This window comes from Fibrobacter sp. UWP2 (assembly GCF_900141705.1).
GTDB lineage: Bacteria > Fibrobacterota > Fibrobacteria > Fibrobacterales > Fibrobacteraceae > Fibrobacter.
In genome coordinates this window covers 12,398-36,200 of the sequence record NZ_FQYM01000021.1, presented here as the reverse complement: position 1 = coordinate 36,200, position 23,803 = coordinate 12,398, and the positions used below count along the sequence as shown (strand labels likewise).

Here is a 23,803-nt window from a genome sequence, read left to right as displayed (position 1 = left end):
ACAACAATGTCAGAAAAAGAACTGAACAAGTTTGGCGAAGGCGTCGGATTCGAACGCATCCGCCGTATTACGGGCTACCTGGTCGGAACAGTCGACCGCTTCAACAACGCGAAGCGTGCCGAAGTGAACGACCGTGTCAAGCACGGCGTGTAATGCCTGGACATTTGTCCGGGTACGAAACACCTGCTAGGTAATCTTAGGCGGGCATGTCCCGCCGTTTTTTATTTTGTTGTAAATAGGGATTTTTTTAGGAATGGAACAGGAAACTCCGAGACTTCGCATTGCGGGCATCGAGCCCGAATCTTTCGTGGACGGTCCGGGCATTCGCATGACGGTCTTTACGCAGGGATGCCACCACAACTGCCCCGGTTGCCAGAATCCGCAGACGCACGATTTCAACGGCGGGCATTTTATCGAAATCGACGAAATCCTTGCGATGATTGACGAGAACCCTCTGCTCGACGGTGTCACGTTTAGCGGTGGCGACCCGATGGACCAGGCGGCGGCGCTCGTTCCGCTAGCCCGCGAAATCAAGGATCGCGGCCTGAGTCTTGTAATCTTTACGGGGTACACGTTCGAATACCTGCAGCAGCACTGGGAAGAAATCCCGTCGTTCCTCGACCTGCTCGCCTATGCCGACATCCTTATCGACGGCCCGTTCGTCATGGCGAAAAAGTCGCTCGAACTCAAGTTCCGCGGTTCGAGCAACCAGCGTATCATCGACGTGCAGCAGAGCCTGGTGAAAGGCCACGTGGTGCTTCACCAGATTCAGCTGGACGAGATGAAAGAACATCCGGAATGCGTCCTGCAGGGCTAGCCTGTTGCAAATCGGGGTGAAATAATATAGTTTCACTTCGAGGTGCCCTATGCTAGCAGATTTGCGAAAACCCCAAGTTTATTCACTTGCACTCGTGGCCGCTGTGGCCGTTGGCCTGGCTGCCTGCGGTGACGATGACAGCGACTTCAGCGCGCGCCCGGAGAAGCTGCCCGATAACGCAGTCTTGTCTATCGACGACTTGAGCAACTGCACCGCCAAGAAGGCGGGTAGCCTCGAGTTTGTCAAGGACACTCCCTATGTTTGCGTGGAATCTGGCGACAAGTTCAGGTGGGAGAAGGTTTCCCAGACTGAGGACGAGCCGGAAGATTTCAAGGTCTGCAACCAGGGCAGGGAGGGGCAATACGCCCTTGCGTCCGAGGAAGAAATTCTTTACACCTGTTCCGACGAGGAGTGGATTCCGGTGGGTGGCGTGTCTTCCAGCAGCGGCAAAGAAGGCGGCTCCAGCAGTTCTGCGTCGAAGTCGTCGGATAGCGGCAAAGACGTGGAGAGCTCCAGCAGTGTATCTTCTAGCAGCGGCAAGTCCAGTTCTAGTGGCAAAAGTTCAAGCAGCGTAACCTCCAGCAGCTCCGAGTCAAGGTCATCGGATAGCGGCAAAGATGCGGAAAGCTCCAGCAGTGTATCGTCCAGCAGCGCGGCTTCTAGCAGCGGAACTTCCAGTAGCGAAGTACGCAGTTCTTCGAGCATTCCGTCGTCGTTCAGCGTGGGCGATGACAGAAGCGTTTACGATGTCAAAAACAACACCCTGACGGACTACCGCGACGGCCAGGTTTATAGAACTGTAACGATTGGCGAACAGACCTGGATGGCAGAAAACCTGAACTTTGCTTACTTGGTGGCCTCAGATTCCCTTGACTCCACCAGTTTCTGTTATAATAATGATCCTTCCCGATGCTCCAAGTACGGCCGCCTTTACACCTGGGCTGCCGCGATGGACAGTGCTGCCATATTTTCTAATAATAGCAAGGGCTGTGGCTATGGTACGAGGTGTTTCCTGACATCTACTGTGCGGGGGGCTTGCCCTAAGGATTGGCACCTGTCGACGCAAAGCGAATGGTTCAAGTTGATTGCCCTGGTCGGAGATGAATCTGAAGCGGGTAGATTGCTCAAGTCCACCGAAGGTTGGTTTATTGATAAAGAAGGGACGGATGCCTATGAGTTTTCTGTGCTCCCTGCGGGCAGAAGCTCCATGGGTGTGGCCTCCCGTGTGGCGTATACGGAAAGGTCTAGCCAAGCGTACTTCTGGACTGCTACAGAGTGCGGTTCCGGTAATGATGCGTACGGCATATCTTTTTATTCCGCCGACATAGTCATGAAAAATTACTCCTTCTTCAAATACGAAGGATATTCCGTCCGTTGTGTTAAGGATGTTGTTCCTTCATCTTCTAGCGCTACGCCGAAATCAAGCAGTCGCATGGTAATTGAGTCCAGCAGTAGCGTCAATCAGGCGGTTGTTGACCCTTCGACGGTGGTGACGGGAACCATGACTGACGAGCGTGATGGTCAGACCTACGGGACTGTGACGATTGGTGAACAGACCTGGATGGCGGAAAACTTGAAGTTCTCTTACAAGGCGGACCCGGATTCCCGTGATTCCAGCAATTTCTGTTTTAGTCATTCGGGTGATTGTATCAAGTATGGTCGCTATTACACCTGGGCTTCCGCGATGGACAGTGCGGGTGTATGGAGTTCGGATGGCAAGGGCTGCGGTATCAAAGAGTTATGTACGCCAACCTTGCCTGTCCAGGGTGTTTGTCCTAGCGGATGGCATTTACCTAGCAACTATGATTGGCAGGTCTTCTTAAGGGCGGTCGGCGGATCCCCAAGAAAAGTCAGTGTGTCACTTTACTGGAAAAGTGAGTTTGGAACGAATGAATATAGGTTCTATGCGCGTCCTGGAGGGCTCCTGTCTGGAGATCGAACTTATATGTTTGAAGGCTCGGGCGCTTATTTCTGGAGTTCTGCAGGGTTCTATTTGCACATTGACGTCGGCAACACCATGTTCTTGTATCAAAGTGATGGCAAGGAAAATGTAGCGTATAACGTCCGTTGCATAAAGGACTAAAAGCATAGAGCGGGAAAAGCGTGCTAAACGAGTGTCGTAGAAAAATGTGTGCATTTTTCTCCTCATAGAGGATAACTCAACTAGAGAACTAAAGTTCTAAGTTTTGTATATATGACCGAGTGACGCCGCGGACGCCGAAGGCGTCAAAAGGGATTACTCGGCTTCGGGCCCTCGCTACGCGAGCCGAAGCCTCGCCCTACGGGCTTGAGGCTTGCGCCTCAAGTGCTGAAATTTTTCAGTTATGCTCACGATGTTCGCATGTGAAAAATTTCAGTCGCACCCTCTTCTCGGCTCCGAGTTCCTTTTTATCCCGGCACATAAAAAAAGAAACCACCCAAAAGGGTGGTTTTCTTTTTTTAGAGCGGGAAAAGGGACTCGGACCCTCGACCCCGACCTTGGCAAGGTCGTGCTCTACCAACTGAGCTATTCCCGCGAGGTGAGCACAATTATAGCTTATGGATTTAAGTTTGTCAAGGGTTTTTGCAAAGAAAATATCAAAATTTCCCGTTTTTTACCCCTTAATTCGAAAAATCCCTCTTTTTTGCTCAGGTACCCGTGGGGGAGGGGCTTGGGCAAAATGTCCTGGAGTTCCTGGGAAATCAAAAATTCCTGCCCCAATTTGGCGCAAAGGGACTGGATTCTGCTGGTGGTGTTCAGCACGTCACCGTGGTAGGCCATTTCGCTGCCAAAGTTCCCGACCTCGGTCGAGATGACCTTGCCGCAGTGAGCCCCCGCCTTGAACGTCGGGGCGATGCCATAGCGTCTCAAGAACTTCGCCTTGGTCTTTTGCAGGCACTCGTCAAAGTCGTAAAAGAGGTTGATTGGGCGCGCTTTCTTTTTGCAGTTCTTGATTTTCCAAGTGATGAACGCGCCGTCGCCTGCGATCTGGTAGATTTCGCCCCGGTTCTCCTCGCAACAGTTGGAGAGCAGCTTGTAGTAGTCTTTCATAAAGTTGCTGTAGGTGACGTGCCCCAGTTCCTCGGCAATGTCGGTGGAACGTCGCAAGTCAATGAACATGAACACCAGCTCCTCTTCAATGGGATCCTGGTACTTGCCCAGTATGGTGTTGATAAACACGCGGGTGCCGAACTTTTTATGGACCGATCGCACGAAGGTGATGAGGTGGCTGAGGATGAACAGGAATATGATGGCGATTTGCGTATGACGGTCGCTAAAGACTTCGCCAATGTGGGCGAGGTTCCGCTCGTTGATCAGCGTATGCGCCTCGGGGGCGCTCCACAACAAAATGCACAGCACTATGTTCGCCGCAATGCTGCAAATAAAGAAGGCGGATCTGATGAGGAACGCGACGGAAGGCGGCCTGTGGTCCATTTCGTCCTGCAGAACCACGACGTCGTAAAGTCCGTGCGAAAGCCCCATGAACAGGGACCACTGCAAAACAAAAAGAACGAGGTGCCAATTGAAAGGCTGCTCGGAGGCGTACTGCATCAATAACGCAATGCAATGCGTGCTTACCACCCAACTCAAAACGTAGTAGCAGATGGCCTTGAACTTGCGCTGTGTTAGACGGGTCATTGCCATAGGCTAGTGGATGAACAGGGGAAGAGACCAGATCATCACGATCAAAATGATGTCTTTGTAGGAGTCTTCCAAAAGGAGGGTGGAGGCGAAAAAAAAGATGATGGTGCACAATGTCAAAAAAACAAGGAGCGGCAGCCGCTTCTTGAGCCTGTTTTTCAGCCTGTTCTTTTTTTGTACATCCATAACAGTTCTATAAAATAAATTAATTTTTACGATAAACGAGAAAATCTTGATTTTAGTGGCGAAATGCTTGGTCTATACCTACATATTCCATTTTGTTCTAAGGTCTGCGACTATTGCGACTTTCACACGATCCAGTCGCCGGAACGGCTTCATTTGGAGTATTTGCAGTTGGTTTCCGCGGAGATTTCCGCTTTTGCCGAGCGCCACCCGGGGGCGTTGGAACGTGTTGAGACCCTTTATGTGGGCGGCGGAACGCCCTCCCTGCTCTCCCCGGAGCTTCTCTCGAGGCTTTTTGCGGCGCTAAAAAGGGCGGGGATCCCCTTAAAGGAACTCAGGGAGGCGACCATGGAGTTCAATCCCGAGAGTTGCGACGAGGAACGCTTGGCTGTGGCGGTGGAAAACGGCATTGACCGCGTGAGTATCGGCCTCCAGACCTTCCACGAGGACCTGCTCTCCCGTATAGGGCGCAGCCATGTGAAGGGGGCGGGGCAATATGCCCTGGAATTGCTCCTCCGGAGGCCTGGTTTGCGGGTCAGTGCCGACCTCATGTTCAATTTGCCAGGGCAGTCCCTGGACGGATTTTTGGGCGATTTGGACCGCATTTCGGATTACCCGCTGGGGCACATCAGCTTTTACGGGCTCAAGGTGGACCCCAGGTCCCGTCTGGGCAGGCGGATTGCCCGTGGGGAGGAATCCGTGGACGAGGATTTGTATGGCCCCATGTACCTGCGTGGGGTCGGGATGCTTGCCCAAAAGGGCTTTGAGCGCTATGAGACCTCAAATTTCGCCCGCTCTGGTGAGGAGAGCCTCCACAACCTGAATTACTGGCGACGGGGCGAGTATTTGGCCTTTGGTCCGGGGGCGCACGGCTTCTTTGAGGGGACCCGTTTTTATGCTCCCGAGATGTATGCGTCGTGGCGGAAATACGTGCTCTCGGGATGCCCCAAAAGCGGGCTTACCCTGGACCCGATCGGGCCCGAAGAGCGGGTTGCCGAGTACCTGCAGCTCTCGTTGCGTACAAAATATGGTGCGAACCTCGAAGCCTTGCGTGGCTTGGGTCGGCGCCTTCCACAGCCAGCTGTGGACAAGTGGGTTGACCGGGGTTATCTCACATGTCAAAATGACGTGATCTGCTTAACAGGCGAGGGGTGGCTTTTTATGGATTCCGTGGTCGCCGACCTCTATTCCAACTTGGAATAAACCGACTTGAAGTTTAGAATTGAGCCAGTGTGATTCTCGTCCTTCATTTTTGGATAAAAAAAAGATACATTTAATAATGTATTGTCCTAGCATTTTGCTGATGGGTTTTTGAGGTGTTTTATGTTTTACGTGAATGCAAATCGTGTTTGCTTGTTGTGGTTGTCGTTACTCTTGTTTACGACCGGTGTTTTTGCGCAAGAGAAAATTGATTGTCGAAACTATTCTTCCTCGACGGATTCCCGTTGTGCCTATGTCCGCATCGAGAAGGGCGCCGGCATGTACCTTTTTGTGGTTCCCGATGGCGAGGACCCGCTGGACATAAGCAAGGCCATCCCGAACGCCGAAATGTACGTTTACGCTCCGCTGGCCGATAACGATTCCGTGACCTACAAGCTCTATGTCGAGGGTACCGATATCGAGAACCGTCAAAAGCTGGTTGCCAATGATCAGGGCCTAATCGCCGTGTCCGTGAATGGCCTTTATCCCATCTACAACGTGATGCTTGGCGTGTCCACCCGTGAGGACATGGAAGACGTCAGCATCAATCGCGTGTACAACTTTTACGCCCCGACTCTGGAATACTGCCTGGACGCCGATTGCAAAAAGAAAATAGAAGACAAGAACATCTCTGCCACCAAGATGGAAGTGGGCGATACCCTCACCATTTACGTGCGCGCGATAAAGCCCGTCGATACCGACTCAGCGGGCTACTTGGAAAGCGACCTCGACAAGACCTTCTACATCAACATTGACGAAGGTTCCGATGCGGAGAACCTCAAGTTCCTCGACATGGTGGGCGACCCGCTCAAGCACCGCGACTTGGGCTACCAGCTGGATTTCAAGGGTGGCAAGGCGTCGTTCAAGATTACCTCCGACAAGGCACTGACCGACGGTTCCGCCTTCTCTTTGGACGCCTACCCCGATGGCTACGACGAGAAGAACAACCCGGTCTTTATCGTCTCGGAGGATTTTCCGGGTGGTCTCCGTTTTGACGATCATGACACGCCGACTCTCGATAGCGCTTTTGTATACGACACCGATGGCGACGGCGCCGCCGACAGTATCATGGTGTACATGGGTGGGAACCTGGAATACATTGACGGCGAGAAGTTCTTCTACAACTGGCCTGACGAAGGCAAGTACAAGGAGTCCACGGAGTTCTCCCAGAACGGCAACGAGTTCACCTTGAAGGACGTGAACTCTGTGGCTACGAACGATTCGGCGAAGGGTTACGTGAAGGCGACGGTGCATGCCTCCAATACTGGCGCCTCGACCGACTTGAAGCCCGTCGAAATCCAAGACCGCATAGGTCCGGTCATTAAGCATGCCTCGTTGACCGAAGGCGACGGTGACGCTCCTGACACCTTGGTGGTCCGCTTCAACAAGAACATTGATTCTTCGTGGACCGAGGGCAAGGGCCTTGTTATTAACGGCAAGTCCATCCCGGTCGAGGCGATTGTCAAGAATGGCGACGTGTGGACCTTTGTGGTCGACGATGGCTTTGTGAGCACGGGCGACTCCTTGCAGATTGCCACCAGTTGCGCCAAGAATGCCTGCCCCGACGGTCTCATCAAGGCTGCCGACGGCAACGAGACCGGAAAGAACAATCCCGTGGAAGTAAAAGACGCGGGCCAGCTCTACACTGCCGACGAGAACAACGGTTACTTTGATATGGATGGTGATGGCCGTATGGATAGCGCTACGGTGGCCTTTAAGAACCCGCTTAGCGCGAAGGACCTCGAGAATCTCAAGGTGAAACTCTACTGGCTCGATTCCAAGGGGAAGGTGGTGGAAATTCCGCTCAACAACCTCGACTCCCTCATCAAAAAAGGCGTAGTGACGCTCTCTGCCGACAGCACCATTTTGGGTGTTTCCGTAGATCCCGACGAGTACGACATTAAGAAGATGCTCACTTCGATTGACCGCAGCTACTCCAAGTCGGGAGACGAATACGGCTACTCGGTGGTGCTGAATGAGGTGACCGATGTGGACGGCAAGAAGAGCACCAAGGTCGATACGCTCGGCATGAACGATCGCATTTCCCCGATGATTTCGGGAACTTTCCTGCACCCGGAATCCTTCCAGCGCATGGAATCGGACGAACTGGTGGTGAACTTCTCCGAAGCCATCGATTACAAGAACATTTCTGACCTTTCGCAGGCGTTCCTCTTTAGCGCCAACGGCAAGGATTGGAAACCGCTGGACTTTACCAACGCCAAGTGGAGTGGTGATGGCAAGTCCGTGACCATCCGTCTCGAGGTGGGCGTGGAGCTCGAGGACCGTATGAACCCCGCCGACTTTATCCGCTTCAACGAAAGCTACAAGGGCTTTAACGATGTCGCCGGCAATAACGTGTTCGAGACTCCGGCTACGGTGATGCTGCAGGGCGACCCGCGCGTACTCGCCAAGACTACCTCGCTTGCCACGCTCGACTTTGCCGATGTGCTCTCCGACAAAAAAGACTTTACGGTACGTTTTGTGCCGGCAGATTCTTCGCTTGACGACGAGATGAAAATGTCGCTCGGCGTGTTGATGAACATCGGTTTCTCTACAATCATGGGCGAGGACTCGACCGGGAGCAAAGTTCCAAATTTGGATGAAATCGGTCTTTCGTGGGAAATGTACGTGTACACAAACCTGGGCGCCTATGTGGCGAGTTCCTCGGGTAAAATCATGTGCGATGATCCCTACTTTAAGCCCGAGGGAAAGAATGTGGACGAGGGTAACTGTTTGGAGAACCCCAAAAAACTCTATTTCCGCTGGAATATGCGCAGCGCAAACGGTCGCAAGGTGGGAATAGGTGTATATTTGGCGAAATTCAGAGTGAAAGTATTTGGAGCTAAGGAAACATTTGAATATGAAAGGTACTACAACTGGGGCGTCAAGGCGGGCAAGAACGGCCTTGATCTGAGTTCCTTGGACAAGTAGGACTTTTCAGAGGATGATGCTATGAAAAAGATGGCAAAAATAATCTCGATGTTTGCGGTGTTGTGCGGAATAAGCTCAGCGGGCGCTGGGACTATGCCGCCTCCCGATAACCCGGCTACCGGTATTTGGGTTCAGCAGGTGGGCGACATTGTCCCGCATGCCGATACCAGGGCGACTCTGTATTATACCAAGTATGCTGGCTACGACAAGGATGCCGTTAAGAGCCTTAAGTATTATTACGATGGCGCGGGTTATTTGCAGTTGCTGCAAAAGGATACGCTTTGTGGTAAAGAAGACGGCATGTCTGGTGCCGACGGTATTGTGCACCATCCCGATGGTGACTTGTTGATTGCGGCCCAAGGACGTTTTGCCCACAAAATTAGCAAGACCGCTAAAAAAACGGGTGGGAGGGGCGCCTGCTTGGTGAAAACGGTGGAAACTGACCATTCCGATAACGGTATTTGGCATTTGATGATGGACCCGAACCAAAAATGGCTTTGGGCGGCAGGTATTCCAGGTCATTTGCGCCGTATTTCGACTGCGGATGATCCGGAGAACAAGAATTTTGGCCCCAGTTACCAGGTGCTCCTGGAGCCGAATGAAAATGACCGTGTTAAACACCATTCTCTTTCGACTTTGATTTGGGATGCTGATGGAAACGCCTTCTTTACGTATTCCAGCTATAGTGGTGGCGGTTGTGAATCGAATGCGAACACTGGTGCGGCCTGTTCCGAAGAACGCAAAAAGGAGCAAAGGGCGACTGCGTATTTTGGCTATATCACCGATACCGTGTGGACCAAGGTGACTGCCGGGAACCAGTCTACGGTTGGTGGCAAAATTGGCGATTCTGTCATCACGAAGTTTAAAACTAAAATACTGATTGATTCCCTGGAAGGTGCCCATGGTGGTACCTATGACCCGTACTCCAAGACCATTTTTGTGTTCGGCGGTGCGAGAATCGTGCAAATCCAGCCGCGTGTCGAGAACGGGGAAATGAAGGCGCGTGTGGTCGCCTACATTGACCTGCGTGATTGGTTCTTCAATGAATCCCTAGACAATTTGACGCTCCCCAGAACAAACGACGGCGGCTATGTGGGCTGGCGCTTGGACCAGGGAACGGTCGATGGCATGGGCCACCTGTTTGTGGCGAGCAACACGGGCCACCTGGTGTTTGTGGACTATGCCGCCAATGTGAACAAGTATATTAACGATAATGTCTTGGTGCACTTGCAGTGGATCGACAACTATCTCGATGACTTGGCTCCGCTTTCGGGTGCGGGCGTCATTAGGACGGGAGCCGAAACGGGCGAGGACGGTGAACTCTCCAGCAGTAGTGGGGTAAGTTCCTCGCTGGTGGAATACTCTTCTAGTAGCAGTGTAAAATCCAGCAGCAGCGTCAAGTCCAGTTCTAGTGTCAAGTCTTCCAGCAGCATCAAGAGCTCCAGCAGTTCCTTGATTGTGTATTCTTCCAGTTCCAAAACGAGCAGCTCTTCGGGGGGCACTTCTTCTACGACTGGCAGCAGTTCCTCCGGGACGGTGAATTCGAGCGGCTCGGTGACGAGCTCCGGAAGCACGACTTCTTCGAGTACAGTGGGCTCCAGCGGCAGTACTGGCAACTCTAGTAGCGGTACGGGAACGTCGAGCGCCAATAACGGCTCCAGCGGCTCTAACGGGTCTTCTTCGAGTGGTGGCGGTTCCACGTCGTCTTCGAGCAAGAACCAGGGTTCGGGTATCGATATCGTGGGCGGCTCCAGTTCGTCGAATCGCTATGCCGGCTTTACGGACTTTGATTTGAGTAGTAGCGGCGGTCTTGACTTCTACCCGTCTCAAGACAAGTTCGACGATGGTGACGATATAGTGTCTACCACGACAGTGCTGATCCCTGTGGATACGGCCAAGGGAACGCCGGGTACGGTGACCATTGGCGAGAACACCTACTTGGTGGAAAATAACCCCACGGGAATCCAGCTTGACTTGCGCTATAATTCCAATATCGACTCGGCGCAGGTGGGACAGTTGGTTGCCATTACGCTGGACTCTGCCAAGATTGCTGAAATCTTTGGCACCACAGCGGATTCGCTCACGTTCGCCACGAGTTACGATCTCGTTTTGATTGATCCGAACAACCCGCAGCCGACAGACACCATGAACGTCAAGAACAATGGTGACGTGACTATTTGGGTGACCGCCGAGGAGGCCATCCGAGGTGGTTCCATTATTGTGGCGCACGACGGCAAGGTGGTCATTATCGACAACATTAACTTCTACGATCCGATTCCGGATGCCGACAAGGGATTCATCAAGGATTCCGATGGCGACGAAAAACTGGATTACGTGGAAATCGTGCTCAAGGATACTTTGGAACATGGCTTGAGTGTACGCTCCGTGGCTCTTGTGGTTAACGGGGACACCATGACTGCGGCCGCAGTGCCGACAGTCAATTTCGCCACGGTCCAGGCGAACTCTTACGAGACCAAGCGCGTGAATACGATTTCGCTGGATGTGTCGGACTTGAATTTGCCGGAAGATTTCCCGAAGGATGCCTATGCGATTATCACCTACGCCAACTCCGACGACGTTCTTTACACGCGTAATGCTTCGATCTCTGAGGTTGGTAGCCAGATAATCAAGGCGGCCGAGGCCATTCGAAATAGCAAGGGTAAGGATTCCTTGTTCGTTGAATTCAACATCGACATTATTCCGGCGGACCTCTCGGAGCCCGAGATGCTTGTGATGATCAAACAGAATTCCAAGCGCTTTGGCTTTGTGGGACAAATCTCCAATGTGTACCTGCCGACCAAGAACGTTGTGATTTTGGTGGGTGACTCCCTGGGACTCAAGGGTGAAATGAAGGACAGCGTCTCGTTGTTCCCCAATGTGACCTTTAATAGCACGCCGTACCTGACCTCGGACGAGTACGACCGTGAAGTGCCCATCAAGGTGACGGATCGTCTGCCCTCGTCCAAGAATGTGGAATACTGGGATACCGACGGCGATGGCAAGCTCGACAAGATTGTGACCAACTTTAATGGAAAGCTCACTCCGGAACAGGCGGGGATGCTCTACATGACCTTCCCGTGGTACAGTGACCGCGGTATGCTGATCCAGATGCAGGCACAGCCTGGAGACCTGGCGCTTTCTGAAGATTCGACGAGTGTTTCTTGGAATGTGTTTGCCACGTCGCAGATTGTTTCGGGCGTGACCAGCATTAGCGAAGACCTGCCGCAGGCGACGGTCTTTACCTACTACCCGGTGCTGGGCCAGACTTTTGTGAACGAGGAGAATGTGCCGCTGGTCGACAAGATGTCGCCTGTGATTGCCGCTGCTACCTTGGATTACGGCAAAAAGGCGGACACCTTGACGGTCGTGTTCTCTGAACCGATTGTGTACAAGAACCTGGAAGGAAGGGACTTTTTCTCGTACATCCATGGCAAGGACACCATTGATCTTTTGCCGAGCAGGATTGACTGGGCCCAGGACGGCAAGTCGGCAAAACTGATAATTGACGGTAGCGTCTCGACGATTTTGCCTGGCGACTCCTTGATGGTGGTGCGCGGTCTTAAGGACAATATTCGCGACAACTACGGCAACGTGGCAGGCGAGAACCCGCAGGCTGTGGTCATCGCGGGCTTGCTGAACCACCTGGTCGAGGCCACTAAGATGGGTTCGTTCGATGTTCATGATGACCGTGTGGTGAGCGAAGACGGCGAGAAGCTGCAGACGATAAGCTCTGTGAACCTGCGCTACGTGCCGAGTTCCACGACCAAGGAGGACCTTGAAAAGGAAGGTGCCCTGGGTCAGTTGGTGCAGTTGGGCGAACGCTTTGTGCCGCAGCTTTTGGACCGTGCCCAGATTTCGGCCGATGGTACAGTAGACCCGTCCGTGCTCGATTCCCTGGATCCGTCTAAGGTCTACATCACCTTCGTGGTTAATTACTACGATCACTTGGGACAGTATGTGAACGACACGACCATCATGGTGCCGTGTAACAGCCCGAAGTTCGGTGGCAACTGCTTGAGCACCGACCAGAAGGTGTTTGTGAACTGGAACTTCAAGGACCATACCGGCCGCTTTGTGGGCTCGGGCGTGTATAACGTCCAGTTCAAGATGGTGGTCCGCTACGAAAAGAAGAAGATCGAGGAAGAAATTAAGGACAAGTGGGGCGTCCGCCGCAAGAAGCACAAGAAGTAATCGCCCTCCGTTGATTCCCGAAAGAATATAAGAGAAGTCCCGGCCAAGCCGGGACTTTTTCTAATGCTTCGCAATCGTAGGGGCGGAGCCCCATGCGTCACGGGGCGGCTATTACTTATTGATGCTTCGCATCCATAAGTGCTTCGCCTCGGTCATGCGCAAGCCTTCGGTTTGCGCGCGACGCTCGGCTTGCTACTTATTGATAGCTGCCAAAAACGCGTCTTTTTTCTCTTGGAGGAATTCCTTGCTGTTGTACTTGCGGATGCGGCGCAGGGCCTGGTCACGCAACTGGCGCACGCGTTCGTGGGAGATGTTCATGGATTCGCCCACCTCGCGCAATGTTTGCGGGGCTTCCTGATTGATGCCGAAGATGCCCGTGATGACCTTCGCTTCGCGTTCGGGGAGCTGCTCCATCAAGTCGCGGGCCAAGGCCTCGACGCTCTGGATTTCGGAATCGGCTTCGGGGTTCGATGCCGCGGTATCGGGGAGCACTTCGGCGTAGGTCGCCTTGGAGTCGGCCTTGAGGGGGCTGTCGAACGAGACGCCGCGCTGGCCAATTTGGATGAGCTCGCGGATTTCTTCGTTGATTTCTTTACCGCGGGACTGTTCGTGCAAAGCCTTACGCACGCGGAGGTGTTGGTTTGCCGGCAAGCGAATGAGGTTGCCCTGCTCGTTGATGGCACGGGTAATGTAAGCCTTGATCCACCACACGCCGTAGCTGATGAACTTGAGGCCACGGTCGTATTCAAAGGATTCGATGGCGCGCACTAGGCCCATGGCGCCTTCGCTCACCAGGTCCGGCAGCGGGATGGGACAGCCGCGATACTGGATGGCGACTTTGAGCACAAAACGCATGTTGGCTGAAATCAACTTCTTACGTGCAATTCGGTCACCTTCTTTGGCCTTTTTAAAGAGAATCTGCTCTTCTTCACGGGAAAGCGGTGCAGTACGTCTAATATCTTCTAGGTAACGCTTGAGTGTGGTATCGGTAGAGTCAATATGCATTGTAATTCCTTGCACCTTAAATATCGCTTTTTTTATAAGCAAGTTGCGTGCCAAAAGTGTAAAATTTTGCCATAATCATATTAATGGGGGCTGTTTTTGTCGATTTCGGCGTCCGCTTCGGTGTATTTGTCATGAAAAATAGAAAAAAAATCTTGCTTTGTCACGTATTTGTGACTATTGTCATGAAATTAGTAATTTTTGACCGGGTGCGATTTCCGACCCGCGCCCTATATTTATATCGTTACAAGACAATGATTTGTAAAGATTTTTCGTATATTTTTGCGCGTTATGTCTATTAAAGAGCCTGATCAATCTGTTTGGAATCGTTTTTGGCAGAGAAAGAACGACATGGACAAGGTTTACCCTTCGTCTCCCTCTGTTTTGGAAGCTATCAAAAAGAATTTCAAGCTTAATGGTCTAAAAATTTTGGAAGTTGGCGCCGGTACCGGCCGTGACAGTGCCGAATTGGCCCGCTTGGGTGCCGATGTCTATGTGCTGGATTTTGCCGAGAACAGTTTGAAGATTGTGGACGCTCTGCGTGCCAAGGAAAACCTTTACGATAATTTGAAACTGGTGCGCGGAGACGCGTTCAAGTCGCCGTTCCCCGACTGTACGTTTGACTTGGTGTTCCACCAGGGCCTGGCGGAACACTTCAAGGATTCGCTCCCGCTGATCCAGGAGAATTACCGAATTTTGAAGCACGGGGGCTGCTGCCTTTGCGATGTGCCGCAGACTGTCCACCCGTACACAGTGATCAAACACATTTTGATTGCCATGGACAAGTGGTTTGCGGGCTGGGAAAAGCAGTTCACGATGCCGCAGCTCAAAAAGCTCATGGCCGATGCTGGCTTTGTGTGCGAGTACGCCTACGGGGACTGGATGCGACCGAACCTGTTCTATAGAATGGCTCGCGAGTTCGGTTTCAAAGTGGGCGTGGAATTGCCCAAGTACCCGCTGCAGGGCTCGACGTATCAAAAGGCGAAGGACGCTATTTTGGATGCGCTCAAGTCTGTGTCGGTAATGCATTACACCCAGTTGAGCATCGGAGTGATTGGCCGCAAGCCTTAGTAACTTATGGCGTTGAATCCCAAACTGAAATCCACCCTGGTTTTTTGTCTGAAGCTGGTGGTGACTTTGGTTCCGGCGTACTTTGTGTACCGGAACATTGTAGGCGCTCCTGATTGGGACGTCGGGGATTTGTTCCGTCTGTTTTCGTGGAGCGGCGTGCTCCCGTTTGTGATTGCGCTTTTGTGCCTTGCTGTTTCGAACTTCACGGCCTGTTTGCAGTGGAAACTGCTTTTAGAAAAGCAGGGAGTGCACCTGAAGTACGGCCACCTGCTCAAGCTCTACTATGTGGGGCTGTTCTTTAACAACTTTATGCCGGGCAACGTGGGCGGCGATGTCAAGAAGGTTTACGACATTCGCATGCAAGGCGGGCAGGACTCGGTGGGGGCCGGGCTTACGGCGACGTTCTTCGATCGTTTGTTCGGACTCTTTTTTGTGACGCTCTTTGCGCTTGGCATGGGCGCCCTGTTTTTTGTGCACGATGACGCCCAGCGCGCCTTTGTGTGGCCCTCGATTTGGATATTCCTCGGATTTTGCCTTTTGTTCGCGTGCCTTTGCAGCAGGCGGCTTGGGCGGCTATGCAGCAATTTGATGGCGAAAGTGCTGCCGCAAAAAATTCATTTCCGCCTGGACCACATGTTCAACCGTTTCCAGTATTTCCGTTCGTTTAGGCTGTGGGTGCAAATCTCGCTCCTCTCGGCGGTGACGCAGTCGCTGCGAATTTTTGTGCATTACTTTTGCGGGATCGTGGTGGGCGTTGACCTCTCGATTTCGTGGTACTTCTATTACATCCCGCTGGTCGCCATCGTGAGTGCGCTCCCGATTTCGATTGGCGGCTTTGGCCCACGCGAGTTGTTGGCCCAGTCACTGTTTGCCAAGGCGGGTGTTGCCAGTTTGGAGTCTGTCGTCATCCAGCTCTTGGCCTACTTTGTGAGCCTCTTGCTGAGCCTGTTTGGCGCGTTCGTGTTTTTGCTGGGCGACAAGCCCGAGCATCCCAAAGTGAAGGCAGAATAGCCTTCTTTGATAGAGAGCCGCCGGCGTTCTTGGCGGCATTCCATTGAGGTTCCCATGGATGCCCAAAGCATCTTGGATGGTCTTAACAGTGACCAGAGGGCGGCCGTTTTGCACGACCACCAAAAAGGCGCGCAACTTTTGATTTTGGCGGGGGCGGGTTCGGGCAAGACCTCGGTTTTAACGAAGCGCATCCAGTATCGCATTGCGATGGGCGTTGATCCCGAAAAAATATTGGCGTTGACTTTTACGGCGAAGGCGGCGGCGGAAATGCGCGAACGCGTGCAAAAGCTGTTCCCCAAGGCGGGAGTGCGGCTATGTACGTTCCATTCGCTCGCGCTGTTCATGCTCAAGCAAAAAATAGGTTCGCGTTTTGCCTACGAGATGGTGGGCTTTAAAAAGCCCCCGGTGCCGCAGGAATCTGCGGAGCGAGATTTTTTGACGAAACTCTCCAGACTCAGGATTCCTTCGGGAAAATTGAACCGCGAGGAGCTCTTTGCCGATACGTACCCGGCCTCCTTGGTGCCTAAGTTGAAAACGCTTAGGCAAGGAGTATTGGATTCGGGTTCGGTTGTTTTTGAAGACCTTATTTACTTGGCAATTAGTTTGTTAGAAAAACACCGGGAGGCGCGGGATTACTTTAGGGCGCAGTGGTCCGAAATTTTGGTGGACGAGTACCAGGACATTAACCCCTCGCAGTACCGTTTGGTGAAGGCGTTGCTGGGGAGCCGCAAGGAACTTTTTGTGGTGGGGGACGATGACCAGGCGATTTACGGGTTCCGCGGAGCCGACATCGGGAACATCAACCGGTTTTGTGAAGACTTCAAGGAGAGCTCGCTCATCCGCTTGGAATGGAATTACCGCTCTGTGCCCGAGATTTTGCACCTTGCCAATTCCATTTTCGAGAACAAGCCGCTTCGCTTGCGCAAGGTGCTGCGGGCGGGCAACACGAGGGGCTCCGGCGGGAACCCTCTGTACCGCGAGAACCGTAGGCCCGAGGTTTGGTATTCCGAGAATCCGGTCGAAGAAATGCTGAAGATTGTGGGGTGGATCAAGGAACTGCGGGAGAGCTATGAACTGGAATGGAAAAATTTCGCCATACTGGTGCGCTACAACCGTCAAAGGCTGTATTACGAGGCGGCTCTCAAGGATGCAGGGCTCCCCATTGCGGGGGTCGAACTGGACGAGGGCGAGACCCTGGAAAACGGCGTCCATGTGGAAACGGTTCACGCCTCCAAGGGACTGCAGTATGCGGTGGTGTTCTATGCGGGGCTGGCCGAAGGGCTCACGCCGGGGGAGTGCCAGGGGAGCCGCGCCGAACGCCAAAGGCAGCTGGACGAGGAGCGCCGATTGTATTATGTGGGGGTTACCCGTGCCGAGGCCTATTTAATTTTGTTATATTGCAAACAGAGGTTTTGGAAGGGCAAACTCCGGAAGTTCAAAAAGTCCAGGTTCTTGCCGCAGGCCCGTCCCAAAAACGAGGAATTGAAATTGCCCCTTATTTTGTTCAAAATATACGTGGTGGTGAGGGTCCTGTTCGTCATGTTCGAACACATTCTCAAGCTCCCGTTTGTGTACTTGTTCCACAAAAACGAAGTGGATTTGTGGGTCGACAAAAAAATTCAGTGGTTCTCGAATTTTTGCATGGACATTATCAACATCGACTTGACCATTGAGGACCAGGCGCTTTTGGGCAAGGTGGACTGGACCCGTCCTGTGTTTGTGATGGGAAACCACAATTCCTTTGTCGATATCCCCGTGGTCTTTTTGACCATCGAGAGGACGATTGGCTTTATTGCCAAGGCCCAGCTGGGCAGAATCCCATTCCTCAATTTTTGGATGCACAAGATTGGCTGTATTTTTATCAATCGCGAAAAGGGCGGTGGCGCCGACCTGGTGCGCGAAGCCTTGGCGCATGGCCGCGTCCCTCGCATTTCGGTGTTCCCCGAGGGGACCCGCGGCAAGAGCGACGACCTTGCCCCGTTCAAGAGCGGTTCCTTTAGACTTGCCATCGAGGCGCAGGCGACGATTCTCCCTGTGGTCATCAAGGGCTCGGCGGGTGCTTGGGAACGTCGCCGGGATTGCGGTCGCAAAAAGGTGACCTCCCGGGTTCTGGAACCCATAGACGTGAGGGCGTTGATGCAGGAGAAGGGCGAACTGGAACCTCGTCGCGATTTGATGAACGTCATTAGGGAGAGGATGGAAACGGCTCTATGATTGGCGTTTTTGACTCGGGCTTTGGCGGCCTCACCATTTTACGGGATTTGCAGAAGGTGCTGCCGCAGTACGACTTTATGTACCTGGGCGACAACGCCCGCGCGCCTTACGGCTCCCGCAGTTTCGAGACCATTTACCGCTATACGTTGGAGTCGGTCCGCGCGCTTTTTGCCCGCGGGTGCCCGCTCGTTATTCTCGCGTGCAATACCGCGAGTGCCAAGGCGCTCAGGAGCATTCAGCAGCAGGTGTTGCCCTTCGAGTTCCCCGACCGCAGGGTCCTGGGGATTGTGCGCCCGACCGCCGAGGAAATCGGCAAGTACAGCAAGACGGGACACATCGGCATTTTTGCGACGGCGGGGACGGTCTCCTCGAAGAGCTATGTCATTGAAATTAGTCACTTTTTCCCAAAGGTGAAGGTGACGCAGCACGCGTGCCCCATGTGGGTGCCCTTGGTCGAGTGCGGGGAAAGCGGTACCGAGGGCGCAAAGTTCTTTGTGAAAAAAGAAGTGGATGCTCTCCTGGCCGAGGATCCCGAAATCGACACGGTGCTTTTGGCCTGCACGCACTACCCGCTCTTGGAGGCCGAGATCCGTGCGGCCCTGCCGCCTCATGTGCGCCTGGTGTTCCAGGGGGACATCGTTGCCCAGAAGACGGTCGATTACCTGAAGCGTCACCCGGAGATGGACGGACGCCTTACGAAGGGCTCGAAGACCCAGTTTTTGACCTCCGATACGGCGAAATTTTTCGAAAAAGGCGCTTTTTTGTTCGGAATGCACGATATTTCGGCGGAATCGTTGACTTTCTAGCCCTTAAATATTATTTTGCTAAATGTTACTGACGAACCTGTTTGGGTCCGCTTGTATTTTTATTATCGAACTGCCGACCTCGGTCGGCGGTTTGGTAGGGTATCACCTTTTTGAGTGGAATAGAAATGCCGAAAACACAGATTAATCTCGAAGGTTGGCAAGACTATCGCGGCAACGCTGCCGGAAGCCTGCTTTATGTTGAAACGAGTCACCAGTCCGAAATGCCGGTCCGTGACCAGATGAACGAAAATGGCAAGGGTTTCTTTTACGAACCGAACTATGAAACGAGCACCTACGGCCTAATGAGCTGCTGCAATGTGAAGAACATCAACGCCATTGTGAAAGCGAAGAGCCGTTACATTCTTTTTGGAACTCGCTACGAGGGTCTGAGCGATTCCGAAATGCGCAACAAGTATTTGATTATGGGCTACATGCGTATCGACAAGATCAAGGACGTGCGTACCCGCCATATCCAGCGCTATATGGCGAACCCGGAATTGCCGGAACCCGAAAGCATGCAGTTGGAACACAACTATGCCGTGTGGGGTCCCATGCGCTTTGTCTCCATGGACGACTCCTTTGTGGTGACCGACGAGATCCTCAAGGAATGGGGCTACAAGGGCCACGCCAGCCGCCAGCTCAAGGCCGTGTTCAACAAGGAACACCTGGAGCAAATCCTCAACCACTTGAATAGCAAGGAAGACAAAATCGACGAATACATCGCCATTGTCGACGAATTCAAGGAAGCCATGGAAGAGGGGTGATAGCGTCGCTAAAGCGCCACAAAAACAGAAAGCCTCCGTCTAACAACGGAGGCTTTCTGTTTTTAAGTTCGATACCAGATATTCTAGTAACTATTTCTTCAGCGCCTTTATGGTCGAAGCCTTTGTCTTCACGATATAGGCGCCCTGGCGCACGTCGAGGCGGAGCGAGCCGCTTGCATTGAGGGCTTCGCTCTTGAGGCCTTCCCAAACGAGGTTGCCGTTGAGGTCGAAGATCTGTGCGTGGTAATGGCTGTCGTTCACAGCGAACTTCTTTGCCGGCTTGATGGCGCTGGTGCCGCCGCAACCGGTCGCTACGATCTTTGCGATGTAGATGCCCGCGTTGTCGCTGTTGAAGCTGAACTGCTTGGAGCCAAAGGCGAGCCCTGTGGAGTCGAGCTCGTTTTTGAGCGGGACACTGACCTGGGCCCATTCGCCCGCGGGGGCGGTGTTGCCGTACTGGTAGTTGATCCAGCTGCTGCCGCCGGCGCCGCCGATGTTCACGGAGGCGTCCTCGGTGTCGAGGCTACGCATGGTGAATACGAGGTCCGTGCAGGTGGTGAGCGGCTTTTTGACGATGATGTCGTCCTTGATGGTGTAGAGCTGGTGCTGGTAGCCGCAGTCGTCCTGGGCGCATCCGGCGAGCGGGACCTTGACATAGCTGTTGATGCCATCGAGCGGGGTATTGACAAATTCAACGGCGGCGAGCTTGTCGGGGCTGCTCCAGGTTCCGGCGGAGGACTCCTGCGTGAAGTCCACAATCACGAGGCTGTCGCCGAACTGCGTGGACGGGTCGATGTAGGGATCTTCGATGGGGGAGTCTTCGCAGGTGAGCGCCGCGGTGTTGCTCGTGGTGAACACGATGGTGGTGATGGACTTGGACGGGAGGCTGAAGTCATTACCCGTGGCGGCGATGGCCTTGCTCTTGTCGCCGCTTTCGACGGATTGCACCGCGTAGACGGAGTTGTAGCCGTTCACGCTGGTGGTCAGCTTCATGGCGGAGGAACTCTTGTTGATGGCGATGACCGAGATGGAGTCGCAGTCGGCGCTGCGGAAGGCGACCGTGTAGAGATCCGAGGTCGTGGTGGTGGCCGAGACGACGCGCCAGCCCGGGTTCACGAACTTGGAGTAGTGACGCATGGCGTGGTACTCGGGGTTGATGTAGATCTTTGCCTCTTTGCAACCGCTCCAGCCTTCGCCGGGGCATACGCCAATCAATTGACCATTTTCTTCGCCCCAGTACAGTTCCCAGGCGATGTAGGCATTCAGCTTGCCGCTGGTAAAACCGACCTGCATGATGTGGGCGAGCCCGAGCATGTCCTGTTCGCGGATGGCGTTTTCCATGGTGCAGAATTCGGTCATGATGATGGGCTTGTCGTCACTGCCGTAGCTTGCGGCGATGTCGCTCATGGCCTTTGCGAAGTTTTGCGGGTTCAGGTAGTTGGTTCCTGAGTTGTCGTTGCCGTCACCGGCGTGGTACAGGTGGTAGGCGTAGCCGTCGAGGTTCTTGTCGTCGAGAGCTTTTGCGTACTTCTCGAAGTTGCTGTAGCCGATGCCCAGCGGTTCGGGGCCGATAATTTTGGGCGGGTTGGCGAGCGTGCTGAGGGAATCGCGGACTGCCTGGAGCGCCTGCTTGTAGCCGGCGATTTCGGAAGTCTCGGTCGGTTCGAACAAGGTTTCTTCGTAGGTGGCTTCCATGTCCGGCTCGTTTTGGAGGGAGATGTAGTCCGGGGCGATGCCGAAGTCCACGTAAGTCTGGTAGGAGGTCTTCCACCAATGGGCGAACTCGCTGTAGACGAACTTGCCGTAGGGGTCGGAGCTTGAAGTTTTGAGGGTCTTCTCGCCCTTGGAGTGACCGTCGGAGCCGTTGACGCTGCCGCTCGGTTTTAAACGGCCGGGGGCGGACCAGCTGGACATCTCGATTTTGAGGTGGTTGCCCAGACGTTCCTTGCCTGCCTTGACGATGGCAACGTCGTTGGCGATGGAGGTGGTGTCTTCTTGCTTCCAGTTGCCAATGCGGAGGAACGAGATGTTCAGCCCGGTGAAGGCGGTGTCGTAGAATGCCTTTTGCATGGAGGCGTCCATGGCGGTAATCCAGCTTTGGTAGTAGACGCTGCCGGCGCCAAAGCCAAGGATTTTTTGCTTGGTTGTGGCGGGGTCAACGGTGATGTTCGCTGCGGTTTGCGCTTGTGCGAAAGAGAAAAATGCCGATGCAGCCAACGCTGCCGGTATCAATGATGTTTTCATAACACAGACTCCTAAATGTCTATTGACAATATAAATAGAAATAGGCGTCGCTCCTTTTGCATGGAGGTTTTTCTTGTGAAAATGTCAAGACTCTGGCAGCAAAAGTAACGCCTGCTAGCAATTGAGGAACCGAAAGTTCCGAAATGTCTTTCGTGAGGCGTAATCGCCGATATTAATCGGCGATGAAGCCGACCTTTGGACACTTGCGCTTTAGCGCTTAGTGTACATGGCGACCTTTAGGTGGGAGCGAGCGAAAAACCGGATGTCTTGATATCCGACGTACTGAGCGAGCGGTCTTTCGTGAGGCGTAATCGCCGATATTAATCGGCGATGAAGCCGACCTTTGGACACTTGCGCTTTAGCGCTTAGTGTACATGGCGACCTTTAGGTGGGAGCGAGCGAAAAACCGGAGGTCTTGATATCCGACGTACTGAGCGAGCGGTCTTTCGTGAGGCGTAATCGCCGATATTAATCGGCGATGAAGCCGAGAGCGAGCGAAAAACCGGAGGTCTTGATATCCGACGTACTGAGCGAGCGGTCTTAATACGCTCCATCGCCCTTGAACACGACCTTGAACGTCTTGAGGATAAGCTTCAAGTCTTCTCCGAGCTTGGCGTCCCTGCGAATGTAGTCGTTGTCCAGGCGCATCTGACCCTCGAACGGTATATTGCTGCGGCCGCTCACCTGCCAAATGCAGGTAAGCCCCGGTGTCACGGAGAGTCGCATACGGTGCCACGGCTCGTATTCCGCCACTTCGGACGGGATAGGCGGACGTGGACCCACTACAGACATGTCTCCCTTGATGATGTTCACCAGCTGCGGGAGTTCGTCCAAGCTGAACTTACGAAGCACATGGCCGAACGGGTAAATGCGAGGGTCGTTCTTCATCTTGAACGTTTTGCCGCCAGTCTCGTTCTGGGCCATCAACTCCTTTTTGCGCTCCTCGGCGTCCACGTACATGCTGCGGAACTTGTACATGGTGAACAGCTTGCCGTTCCTGCCGACACGGGTCTGCTTGAATATGACAGGTCCCTTGGGGTCGCTGAGCTTGACTGCCAAAGCGCAGAACAACAGCAGGGGAGAAAGGATTATCAGGGCGAGGCTCGCGCAAATCAAGTCAGTAGTACGCTTAATGACGTGGCGGAACTTGATGGTGTGCGGATGCTCCCAAATGTCCGAAAGGTTCAGGCGTTCCAGCGTAAAGAAACTGCCGTTGGTGCTGTTGAATTCCTTGAGCTTTTCGTCCAGTTCCAGGTTGTCTTTTTCTTGGAGGCCCGAGTAAAGGTAGGCCTGGAATATGGGGTTCTTTGGCCTGTGCCTCAGCGCCTGGATAAGACCGGCGTCGTTCAGCTTGTGGAGGATTTCCTTGCGGATTCCCTCCAGCGTGCTCATATCAGAATTTAGCAGAATGACGCCGATGCCGCTGCTGTCGCTCAAGTAGCCCAGCACGTCGATAAAGCGGAGGTGCGAGAACATGGTGAGCAGGCTGATGCGCCAGGTTTTTTCGACAATGCGGGACGGGCGTCCCCAGCCGAGGAAGTCGTACTGGTGGGAATAAATCTTGATGAACAGGAATGGCCTGCGGGTGCGGTTCGCCCTCAGGAATTCCTCGTTGAGGCGCGTTCTGAAAAGGCGTGCCGGATAGACGATATTTTTCAATTTCTGCTCGTTAAGCAGATTGTCAATCGCTGGATTTGAGGTTTCCTGTTCCATGTCAAGTAATTTAGAAAAAGTGGTCAGTAAACAG

General features: G+C 53.4%; 16 protein-coding genes and 1 tRNA gene. 11 read left to right on the top strand and 6 right to left on the bottom strand.

Annotated features, from left to right (window positions below):
* Positions 1-6: 6 nt before the first annotated feature.
* The 3 genes from nrdD (at position 7) to BUB55_RS10170 (ending at position 2,900) form a co-directional block, all read left to right on the top strand.
* On the top strand, positions 7-153 hold the full coding sequence (nrdD, locus tag BUB55_RS14015) for an anaerobic ribonucleoside-triphosphate reductase (protein WP_073190763.1): 147 nt from the start codon (positions 7-9) through the stop codon (positions 151-153).
* Positions 154-253: 100 nt separating this feature from the next.
* Positions 254-817, top strand: coding sequence for an anaerobic ribonucleoside-triphosphate reductase activating protein (nrdG, locus tag BUB55_RS10185; RefSeq protein WP_073190760.1), 564 nt, complete (start codon positions 254-256; stop codon positions 815-817).
* A 49-nt stretch (positions 818-866) separates the two neighbouring features.
* Positions 867-2,900, top strand: a complete 2,034-nt coding sequence (locus tag BUB55_RS10170) for an FISUMP domain-containing protein (RefSeq protein WP_083596973.1) — start codon at positions 867-869, stop codon at positions 2,898-2,900.
* A gap of 360 nt (positions 2,901-3,260) precedes the next feature.
* Here BUB55_RS10170 and BUB55_RS10165 read toward each other — a convergent pair.
* From BUB55_RS10165 to BUB55_RS10155, 3 genes are all read right to left on the bottom strand, one after another.
* A tRNA-Gly gene (locus tag BUB55_RS10165) sits at positions 3,261-3,333 on the bottom strand.
* Between the two features lie 20 nt (positions 3,334-3,353).
* Positions 3,354-4,436, bottom strand: coding sequence for an adenylate/guanylate cyclase domain-containing protein (locus BUB55_RS10160; RefSeq protein WP_073190748.1), 1,083 nt, complete (start codon positions 4,434-4,436; stop codon positions 3,354-3,356).
* 9 nt (positions 4,437-4,445) lie between these two features.
* Positions 4,446-4,625: a hypothetical protein gene (locus BUB55_RS10155; RefSeq protein WP_073190745.1), complete on the bottom strand. Its 180-nt coding sequence runs from the start codon at positions 4,623-4,625 to the stop codon at positions 4,446-4,448.
* A gap of 63 nt (positions 4,626-4,688) precedes the next feature.
* Between BUB55_RS10155 and hemW the strand changes: the two genes are divergently transcribed.
* The 3 genes from hemW (at position 4,689) to BUB55_RS10140 (ending at position 12,944) form a co-directional block, all read left to right on the top strand.
* Complete coding sequence (hemW, locus tag BUB55_RS10150; RefSeq protein ID WP_073190742.1) at positions 4,689-5,825, top strand: radical SAM family heme chaperone HemW; 1,137 nt, start codon at positions 4,689-4,691, stop codon at positions 5,823-5,825.
* 159 nt (positions 5,826-5,984) lie between these two features.
* Positions 5,985-8,753, top strand: a complete 2,769-nt coding sequence (locus BUB55_RS10145; protein ID WP_143153008.1) for a hypothetical protein — start codon at positions 5,985-5,987, stop codon at positions 8,751-8,753.
* 21 nt (positions 8,754-8,774) lie between these two features.
* Positions 8,775-12,944: a hypothetical protein gene (locus tag BUB55_RS10140; RefSeq protein ID WP_143153007.1), complete on the top strand. Its 4,170-nt coding sequence runs from the start codon at positions 8,775-8,777 to the stop codon at positions 12,942-12,944.
* A 192-nt stretch (positions 12,945-13,136) separates the two neighbouring features.
* On the opposite strand, the gene BUB55_RS10135 is transcribed toward BUB55_RS10140, so the two are convergent.
* Complete coding sequence (locus BUB55_RS10135; RefSeq protein WP_073190735.1) at positions 13,137-13,949, bottom strand: sigma-70 family RNA polymerase sigma factor; 813 nt, start codon at positions 13,947-13,949, stop codon at positions 13,137-13,139.
* A gap of 288 nt (positions 13,950-14,237) precedes the next feature.
* Between BUB55_RS10135 and BUB55_RS10125 the strand changes: the two genes are divergently transcribed.
* The 5 genes from BUB55_RS10125 (at position 14,238) to BUB55_RS10105 (ending at position 19,812) form a co-directional block, all read left to right on the top strand.
* Positions 14,238-15,017, top strand: coding sequence for a class I SAM-dependent methyltransferase (locus BUB55_RS10125; protein WP_073190729.1), 780 nt, complete (start codon positions 14,238-14,240; stop codon positions 15,015-15,017).
* Between the two features lie 6 nt (positions 15,018-15,023).
* Positions 15,024-16,028 (top strand): lysylphosphatidylglycerol synthase transmembrane domain-containing protein, encoded by a 1,005-nt coding sequence (locus BUB55_RS10120; RefSeq protein WP_073190727.1) that lies wholly within the window; start codon positions 15,024-15,026, stop codon positions 16,026-16,028.
* A 54-nt stretch (positions 16,029-16,082) separates the two neighbouring features.
* Positions 16,083-18,242 carry a UvrD-helicase domain-containing protein gene (locus tag BUB55_RS10115; RefSeq protein WP_073190724.1) on the top strand — a complete coding sequence of 720 codons (2,160 nt, stop codon included), beginning with the start codon at positions 16,083-16,085 and terminating at the stop codon, positions 18,240-18,242.
* Positions 18,239-19,048, top strand: coding sequence for a glutamate racemase (gene murI, locus BUB55_RS10110; protein ID WP_073190721.1), 810 nt, complete (start codon positions 18,239-18,241; stop codon positions 19,046-19,048). Before BUB55_RS10115 ends, murI begins: the two co-directional genes overlap by 4 nt.
* A 125-nt stretch (positions 19,049-19,173) precedes the next feature.
* Entirely contained in the window at positions 19,174-19,812 is a 639-nt protein-coding gene (locus tag BUB55_RS10105; protein ID WP_073190718.1) for a hypothetical protein, read from the top strand.
* A gap of 90 nt (positions 19,813-19,902) precedes the next feature.
* Here BUB55_RS10105 and BUB55_RS10100 read toward each other — a convergent pair whose 3' ends face one another.
* The gene (locus tag BUB55_RS10100; protein WP_159431963.1) at positions 19,903-22,056 is read right to left on the bottom strand and encodes a glycoside hydrolase; all 2,154 of its coding nucleotides are present in this window, start codon (positions 22,054-22,056) and stop codon (positions 19,903-19,905) included.
* 540 nt (positions 22,057-22,596) lie between these two features.
* On the bottom strand, positions 22,597-23,769 hold the full coding sequence (locus BUB55_RS10095; protein WP_073190712.1) for a sugar transferase: 1,173 nt from the start codon (positions 23,767-23,769) through the stop codon (positions 22,597-22,599).
* Positions 23,770-23,803 lie beyond the last annotated feature (34 nt).